General features: G+C 62.9%; 6 protein-coding genes and 1 pseudogene. 4 read left to right on the top strand and 3 right to left on the bottom strand.

Translation table 11 applies throughout. From position 1 onward, the window contains the following. The 3 genes from WCB02_RS27745 to WCB02_RS27735 form a co-directional block, all read right to left on the bottom strand. The coding region (locus tag WCB02_RS27745; RefSeq protein WP_423962951.1) for an alkaline phosphatase family protein at positions 1-1,654 on the bottom strand (1,654 nt) is incomplete at its 3' end. Between the two features lie 280 nt (positions 1,655-1,934). Further along, positions 1,935-3,131 (bottom strand): amidohydrolase family protein, encoded by a 1,197-nt coding sequence (locus WCB02_RS27740; protein WP_423962950.1) that lies wholly within the window; start codon positions 3,129-3,131, stop codon positions 1,935-1,937. Positions 3,132-3,551: 420 nt separating this feature from the next. Continuing rightward, positions 3,552-4,409, bottom strand: a complete 858-nt coding sequence (locus WCB02_RS27735; RefSeq protein WP_423962949.1) for a xanthine dehydrogenase — start codon at positions 4,407-4,409, stop codon at positions 3,552-3,554. A 311-nt stretch (positions 4,410-4,720) separates the two neighbouring features. Here WCB02_RS27735 and WCB02_RS27730 point away from each other — a divergent pair, with 311 nt between their 5' ends. The 4 genes and pseudogenes from WCB02_RS27730 to WCB02_RS27715 form a co-directional block, all read left to right on the top strand. Then, positions 4,721-5,560 (top strand): SDR family NAD(P)-dependent oxidoreductase, encoded by an 840-nt coding sequence (locus tag WCB02_RS27730; protein WP_423962948.1) that lies wholly within the window; start codon positions 4,721-4,723, stop codon positions 5,558-5,560. Positions 5,561-5,837: 277 nt separating this feature from the next. Further along, positions 5,838-7,586 (top strand): nif-specific transcriptional activator NifA, encoded by a 1,749-nt coding sequence (nifA, locus tag WCB02_RS27725; protein ID WP_423962947.1) that lies wholly within the window; start codon positions 5,838-5,840, stop codon positions 7,584-7,586. 144 nt (positions 7,587-7,730) lie between these two features. After that, on the top strand, positions 7,731-7,925 hold the full coding sequence (locus WCB02_RS27720; RefSeq protein WP_423962946.1) for a 4Fe-4S binding protein: 195 nt from the start codon (positions 7,731-7,733) through the stop codon (positions 7,923-7,925). 226 nt (positions 7,926-8,151) lie between these two features. Next, positions 8,152-8,659, top strand: a pseudogene (locus WCB02_RS27715) (Fe-S cluster assembly protein SufB); the annotation flags it as partial.

Here is an 8,659-nt window from a genome sequence, read left to right as displayed (position 1 = left end):
CTTCGCGGACCGCCTGGAGGCTGCGCGGGTCGAGGTCCAGCGCGTCGAGGATCGTTGGCGCGATCTGGGTGGTGAAGCTGGTATCTTGGACCACCTGCGCCTGAGTGATGCGAGGCGAAGAGACCAGGAGCGCGACGTTACGATCGTCCTTGGAGAAGCCGCCGTGCTCTGCGAGCTTGCTGCCGCCGGTGCAGATCACGCCGTGATCGGTGATGGCGATGAAATCCGGCACGCGGGTGTTGTGGAACGGATCTTCGTAAAGCCGGGTCAGTTCGTCGCGGTCGAGCAATTGCTGGATATGCAGCGCGGTCGCGTTGGCCTGGATGTAGGACTTGGCGTCAGCATAATAGGGATGGCCGGTCGCCGGATTGGTTGCCTGCTGCAGTTCCGGAGACAACCAGACCAGCGCCTCGTCGTCGCAGATCTCGAAGCCGTTGGTGCCGAAGCCGGGCGCGCCCGCATACAGCGCGTCGGAGATCGCCACACGGTCCTTGACGTTGATCGGTGACTGGCCGTGCTTGGCGCTGACAATGATCAGCGTCGAGTCTTCGAGATTTTGCGCCTTCAGTTCGTTGATGAACTTGCCGAGCGCGTCGTCCACGAACTGCAATTGCAGCGTGAGCGCATTGCCGGGTGTCGCCTGAGCGTCGGCATAACCGCCCGTGAGCGACTTGTCGGCATCCGCGTTGCCCGACTTGTCGGCATCCGCGTTGCCCGACTTGGCGAGCTTTTGTCCAACGCTGACCGCCTGGAAGTTCATGCCGAAGATGGCAGGGACGCCCTTGTGCTGGGTTCGCGCGCCGTCATAGCCGTCGATCCAGTTCAGCACCGCCTGGACTTTCTTCGAGTCGTAGGTGCGAACGCCGGTGTAGCTGGTGGTGTAGTCGTCGCCGGTCTGGGCGCCGGGATCGAGCGTGTCCTGCGCGTTGATCTCCGGCGCATAGAGTTCGTCGAGGCCGGTGCCCGACGGGCCCATCAGATCCTCGTAGGCGGGATGCTTGTCGGACCAGACGCTGCGCATTCCCGCCGCCTTGGCGACTTCGAAGATCGTGTTGGTGCGAACATATTCGTGGGGAAAGACCGGGACGCATTTGCCGTCGACCAGCTTGCGCTGCATGTTGTCCGTATCGAGCTGGGTGTAGACCTGACCGATCGTGCCGCCGCCGGTGATGTCAGCCACCAGCTGGGTAGAAAAATTGTAGCTCTTGTCGAGCGCCTCGAAGTTGGTGACTTCGGTTCCAGCCGCGCCCACGCAACCGGGGTCAGCAAGGCCCTGGCTGGTATAGAAGGCCTTTGAGGGATATTCGGTGCGGTCGTAACTGTCGTCATAGAACAGGCCGCCGGACTTCGGCGTGCCGCCAGTGACTTGCGCCAGCATGCCGGGATAGCTGTCCGACGGCGCGGTGGTGTAGGCATTGGGATAGACCACCCCGTTGTGGGCGAGCTTGGCGAAATTGCCGCCGGGTCGGCTCTCGATCCAGCGGCTCAGGTCGATGGCGTGCATGCCATCCACACTGACAAGCAACACGTGCTTATAGCCATGACGGGCCGGCGAATGTTGATCGTCGTCAGCTCGCGCGACCGTGGCGCCCCACGCAAGCAGCGCGCCCGCGATCGCGGCAGTTGATAGGAAATGGTCATGAAAACGAATCATGGGATCGTCCCCTCTCGAATGTTTGACAGGAATTGATTTGCCATCGAGGCGGGACAACGTATTAGCGATCAATTGACCCGGTCATGACGCTTCCATTCGAATTGAATGACTGTTTTCTGACAGCCGGTATTGTTGTGCCGGCTTCCCCGCGCGCAGCACGTACCGTTCTATAATTCGCGTTTGAGGACGGATTTGCTCCCGCATGCGCGGGGTATGAGGGTCGTCATGTGGGACGGGCCATGACGCCACGACCATTGTCGTTCGTCGAATGGCGAACCCGTCACCGCCCCACGATCTCCGGCACCTTGCCCGCCGGCGGCGTGTTTCTGCTGCGCTGAGTGCGAACGATGCCGTCGATGATGGTCATGCCGATGCCCGGCAGGTCGCCGAGCTGCACGCTGTCCAGAATGGTCTTGCCGGGTGAATGCTGCGCCTTGTCCATGATCACGAAATCGGCGGCGCGGCCGAGCTCGATCAGGCCGCAATCCAGCGCGCGCATGCGCGCGGTGTTGCCGGTGGCAAAGCAGAACGCGATTTCCGCCGGCACCTCGCCGAGCGAGGACAACAGCGAGATCATGCGCAGGATGCCGAGCGGCTGCACGCCGGAGCCCGCCGGCGCGTCGGTGCCCAGAATGATCCGGCCAAGATCGCCCATCTCGCGCGCGGTGCGCAGCGTGAACAGCGCCGATCGTTCGTTGCCGTTATGAACCAGCTCGAGCCCGCGCTTGCAGCCCTCGCAGATGCAGCGGATCTGGTCGTCGGGCAGCGCAGTGTGACCGCCATTGATGTGCCCGACCACGTCGGTGTCGGCCTCCAGAACCACGTCCTTGTCGATCAGCCCGGAGCCCGGGATCGACGGGCCGCCGGTGTGGATCGTGCTCTGGATGCCGTATTTGCGCGCCCAGCCGACCATCTTTCGCGCGGTCGTGCCGTCCTTGACGCCGCCAAGGCCGACCTCGCCGAGCAGCTTGACGCCGGCCGTGGCCAATTCCTTGAAGTCGTCCTCGACCATCTCGCATTCGATCACTGGCGCGCCGGCATGCACCTTCACGCCGCCGGGCCGTAGCGTCCAGAACGCGCGCTGCGCGAAGATCGCCATCGCCTTAAGCCCGACCACGTCGCGCGGCCGGCCGGGCATGTGCACTTCGCCGGCCGAGATCATGGTGGTGACGCCGCCATGCAGATAGCTGTCGATCCAGTTGCTTTGATTTTGCCGCGGCGTCCAGTCCCCGGCGACGGGATGGACATGGCTGTCGATCAGGCCGGGCGCGACCGTGGTACCATGGGCATCGACAATGGTCGTGGCGCCGTCAGTGTCGAGGTCCTTGGCGCGGCCTATGCCAGTGATCCTGCCGTTTTCGGCTGTGATGGTGTCGGCATCCAGAACAGGCTTCTCCATGGCGCCGGACAGCAGCAGCCCGATGTTGCGGATCACCAGCTTGCCGGGTCCGGTGGTCTGGGGCGCGTCGTGGGCCATGGATCAAGTTCCCTTTGGTTTGCGGCAGCAGCGGGCGATGTTGAACGCGCCCTGAGCGTGGGATCAAGCTGGAAAATCGGGATAGCTATGGGAGCGGCAGTGGAAACGGCCCCGGTCGAGCAACGAACCGGGGCCGCAGACAGCAGCGCCCAGGGGGTAGGGCCTTGCCGCCGTCTGCGGACCACAAGATCACATCGGGAGCGGTGCCGCGGTGTTCCAATTCACAATGTGCGTCAATATTCGGTGAGCTTGCGGCTGTAGGAACCGCAACGGCGCCCACGACACTGAGCTTCGCGCCGCAGAGACCAAGCGCGGCTGCGCTCGAGCGGATCGTGCGCGGCCGCATGTCCTGCCGGGCCGGCGCTCGCTGCTGCCGCGAATCCCAGGTCCAGCGATCTCTCTGACGAACCGACCGCGCGGTTACACCAGATAGGGCCGGTCGGTCCGCGCCTTGGCGGCGTGGCGCGCGGCGTGCGTCTGGATCGCGGCCATCGTGGCCTTGGCGATGGCGCGGCCGCGTTCGTCGATCCCGGTCCATTGCGCCTGCCGTCCGCGCGGATCGATCTCCAGCAGCTTGACATTGGCCGTCACCTCGCTTCCGTCGCGGACGATGCCGCGCAGGATGCCGTCGCGAGGCGCGTGGACGGCTACGCCAGAGATGTGGCCGAGCACGAGATCCCTGTAGACGCGGGTACCGATCTCGACCGGTGTCCGCCAGCGGCCGGCATGCGGCGAATAGACGAAGCGCTCGGCGCCGACGTCGCCCAGCGCGTTTGCCACACCGTCGGCCGCATCGGTCCAGGCCTCCTTGCCGATCAGACCGATCTTGCCGGGGCGGGTTTCGATCGCGATATCGCAGTTGAAGCTTGCGGAGAAGCCGGGCCCAAGTCCGACGCTCAGCCGCGCCAGACGCCGCAGATCGGGCGTGGGCCGGTGTTTCTGCAGGCGCGCGTCGATCATGACGTCGACCTGGCGGATCGGCAGCAGATCGAGCAGGCCGAGCCAGGTCACCAGCACCTGGCCGCGGCTTCGCGACGCCCGGAAGATCTCTATACCGTCGTCGACGCGCGCGCCGACGATATCCTCGACCTGTGCCGTATCGGTGAACAGCGCATCATGAAACGCCATCTTGCGCCGGATCACGGGAGGATGCGGATCATGCGACATCACCACGCAATACCCCGCGCGCGACAGATGGACGCCAATCGCCGACGCAATCTCGTTGGTGCCGAGGACGATCGCGAAGAGCTCTGTCCACCGCTCAATCGACTTGTTCATTACAAACCACGTTCGCGCAAACCGGTTTTGCAGCGGATGCGACACAGGCAAACTCTGCAGGGAGGCTGGAGCAAGAGGCGGGCCAATCGGCGATGCTGCAGCGAGAGCGTGTGGCCGGTTCCAGTTCGAGAATAGGCACCGGCGCCGTGTTCGAAACACTACGCGCAGGTGCTTTGAATCAGCCAACATGTTGCGAAGCCGACATTCCCCGCGAAAAGCAGCGGCAATCGGCGGTATCGCCATGGCCCAAATCCTGCAGCACCGCTGCGATGCGGAACGGCGTTCGATCTCACGCCTGTCGGGAGCCGGTCATGAGCCTTGATCTATTGAGACATGATGGACCGTCGGATGTGCCGTCTGTCGCGGATCTCGCTGCTTGTCCGTTTCACGCCGACCAGTCGCGCGCCTCGCGCGGCGAACGGAAAACCATGGTATTGACCGGCGCCTCGCGCGGGATCGGTCACGCCACCGGAAAATTGTTCGCGGAAGCCGGCTGGCGCATCATTACCTGCTCGCGCCAGCCGTTCGACGGCGAGCGTTGTCCCTGGGATTCCGGGACTGATAATCATGTGCAAGTAGAGCTGAGCGATTATCGTGCGCTGCCGCGGGCCATCGCCGAGGTGAAGGATCGTCTGGCCGGCGGCCCGCTGCATGCGCTGATCAACAATGCCGGCATCTCGCCGAAGGGGGCCGACGGCAGCCGGATGAATTCGCTGACGACGCCGGTCGAGACCTGGATGGGCGTTTTTCACGTCAACCTGCTCGCGCCGATTCTGCTCGCGCAAGGCTTGTTCGACGAATTGAAGGCGGCCTCCGGCTCGATCGTCAATGTGACCTCCATCGTGGGATCGCGCGTGCATCCGTTCGCCGGCACCGCCTACGCGACATCAAAGGCCGCGCTCGGTTGCCTGACGCGCGAGATGGCGCATGACTACGCGCCGCACGGAATTCGCGTCAACGCAATTGCTCCGGGCGAAATCAAGACCGACATCCTGTCGCCGGAGACGGAGGCGCAACTCGCACCGACCATCCCGATGCACCGCGTCGGGACGCCCGAGGAAGTCGCGAACGTGATCTTCTTCCTGTGCTCGAATGCCGCGAGCTATGTCACCGGCGCCGAGGTCCCGATCAACGGCGGACAGCACGTCTGAGGCTGAACACGACCGGTTGCGAGCGGCAGCAGATATCAAGAGAGATCATGGCGGAACTTGATCCAGATCAATATGTGTTGCTTGGTTCGGTGCCGCACCCCGGCAAAGTGGCTAATTCGCTCGATTCGATGAGAAACTAAGCACAAGCGGGCGTTATCTTCAGCACGCTTGCTATCAAGTTGGGCGCGACATCTCGGATGTGATGAACGAGAATAGTTCAAAGAATAAAGATAAGGACTCAGCGCGGGGGGCTGATAGCGGCAACGGAGCCACAGTCATGGCGCATATTGATACCCACGCGGTCGAGCTTACCAAAAATGGCTCGCCTGTTCCCATGGTGCCGCTGAGCGAAATTGCGCTTACCGGTATCTTTGAAATCTCGAAGATCCTCACGGCGCCGACCAGGCTCGAGGCAACTCTGGCCAACGTCGTGAATCTGCTGCAATCCTTCTTGCAGATGCGTCACGGTGTGGTCTCGCTGCTGGCCGATGACGGGGTGCCCGGCATAACCGTCGGCGCGGGCTGGAGCGAAGGCAGCGACGAACGTTATCGCATGCGGCTGCCGGAAAAGGCGATCGATCAGATCGTGGCCACCGCGATGCCGCTGGTTGCGGAAAACATCGCCGTGCACCCCGCGTTCGACGCCGCCGACATGGCCGCGTTGGAGGCCTCTGAAGATATCCGGGTCTCCTTCATCGGGGTTCCGATCCGGGTCGACTCGAAAGTCGTCGGCACGTTGACGGTCGATCGCATCCTGGATGACAGATCGGTCTACCGGCTCGACTCCGACGTGCGGCTCTTGACCATGGTCGCCAACCTGGTCGGCCAGACCGTCAAGTTGCATCGGGTGGTCGCGCGCGACCGAGAGCGGCTTATGACGGAGAGCTATCGGCTGCAGAAGGAGCTGCAGGAACTGAAGCCGGTGCGGGATCGCAAGCGGGTTCAGGTCGACGGCATCATCGGAGACAGTCCGGCGCTGCGCGGTCTGCTGGACAAGATCGCAATCGTCGCCAAGTCGAATTCCACGGTGCTGCTGCGTGGCGAATCCGGAACCGGCAAGGAGTTGATCGCCAAGGCGATTCATGAGCTGTCGCCGCGCGCCAAGCGCCCGTTCATCAAGATCAACTGCGCCGCGTTGCCGGAATCAGTGCTTGAATCCGAGCTGTTCGGCCATGAAAAGGGCGCCTTCACCGGCGCGCTCAATTCGCGCAAGGGCCGCTTCGAACTCGCCGACAAGGGCACGCTGTTTCTCGATGAGATTGGGGAAATCTCGCCCTCGTTCCAGGCCAAGCTGCTGCGCGTGCTGCAGGAGCAGGAATTCGAACGCGTCGGCGGCAGTCAGACCATCAAGGTCGACGTGCGGGTGATCGCCGCGACCAATCGCAATCTCGAAGAGGCGGTGTCGCGCAACCAGTTCCGTTCCGATCTCTATTACCGGATCAGTGTGGTTCCGATCATGCTGCCGCCGCTGCGCGAAAGGCGCTCCGACATACCGTTGCTTGCCGGTGAATTTCTGAAGCATTTCAACGGCGAGAATGACCGCGCGCTGAACTTCGATGCTGACGCGATCGACGTGCTGATGCATTGCGGTTTTCCCGGCAATGTGCGGGAGTTGGAGAATTGCGTGCAGCGGACCGCGACGCTGGCGCCCGGGCCAAGCATCGTCAGGAGCGATTTTGCCTGCAGCCACGGCCAGTGTCTGTCCGCGATGCTGTGGCAGGGCGGCTCGGAGGCCGCGCCGCCGCGTCCGTTGCTGCCGATCATTCCGTTGACGACCATTCCGATCTCGGCTCCTGTCGCAGCGTCGGAAAGTGCGTCCGCGCAGCATCCCGCGACACCCGAGCCGGTCGTGGCAGCGGGGGGCGGCACCATGAACGGCGCTAGGATGACCGAGCGCGATCGCGTCATCGCGGCGATGGAACGATCAGGCTGGGTGCAGGCCAAAGCAGCTCGCCTGCTGGGACTGACCCCGCGCCAGATCGGCTACGCGCTCAAGAAGTACGACATCGAGGTCAAGCGTCTCTGATGCGACTGTCGCACTTGCGACATGCTGTCGGGGCCGCGACACGGCGCCCCGCAAAATAACCCTTACAAATCAATATTTTGCCATCTGGCACGACGCTTGAAAGGGAGATGCTGTCACGGCATCGCCTGCCCAGGAGCAGCCCTCATGGCCTACAAGATTATCGCCTCGCAATGCACCGTGTGTGGCGCGTGCGAGTTCGAGTGCCCGAACGCCGCCATCCGGCTGAAGAACGACATGTACATCATCGACCCGAAGAAGTGCACGGAGTGCGAAGGTCATTTCGACACGCCGCAATGCGCGGTGGTCTGTCCGGTGGCCGACACCTGCGTGCCGGCGTGATGCCGCAGGCCATGACACGCGCGGCTTCGATCCGCATGTTGGCAAAGTTGACGGCCACCGCAGGCTGGTCGGTGAAGTCTCTGCTGAGGCTGATGGCCGGCTCGGAGCTTCACGTCGCTCATGTCATCGCGGATGCCGCCAAGCGGGCGCGGAACAGCAATCTCAAGAGGGAAACGGCATCATTTGCCGTTCCAACCTTTGCATCCATTCGCGAGCGGAGCGACGCATGGTAGCCGTCCAGGAAACCGTCGAACACGTACGCCGGATCGACGTCGATCAGTATCGATATGGCTTCGAGACGCTGATCGAATCCGACAAGGCCCCGAAGGGGCTGTCGGAAGATATCGTCCGCTTCATCTCGGCAAAGAAGAATGAGCCGGCCTGGATGCTGGAATGGCGACTCGAGGCCTATCGCCGCTGGCTGACCATGACTGAGCCGGTTTGGGCGCGCGTCGACTACGCCAAGATCGACTACCAGGATCTCTATTACTACTCCGCGCCGAAGCCGAAGAAGCAGCTCTCATCGCTCGACGAGATCGATCCCGAGATCCTGAAGACCTATGAGAAGCTCGGCATTCCCCTGCGTGAAGTGGAAGCGCTGGAAGGCGTCGTGCGCAAGGAAGGCGACAAAGGGCAAGGCGAGCGCAGAATCGCAGTCGACGCCGTGTTCGACTCGGTTTCCGTCGCCACGACTTTCAAGGAAGAGTTGAAAAAGGTCGGCGTCATCTTCATGC

Origin of the sequence: Bradyrhizobium sp., from assembly GCF_049581145.1 — a bacterium.
Lineage (GTDB): Bacteria > Pseudomonadota > Alphaproteobacteria > Rhizobiales > Xanthobacteraceae > Bradyrhizobium.
This window is presented reverse-complemented; position numbering and strand designations above follow the sequence as displayed.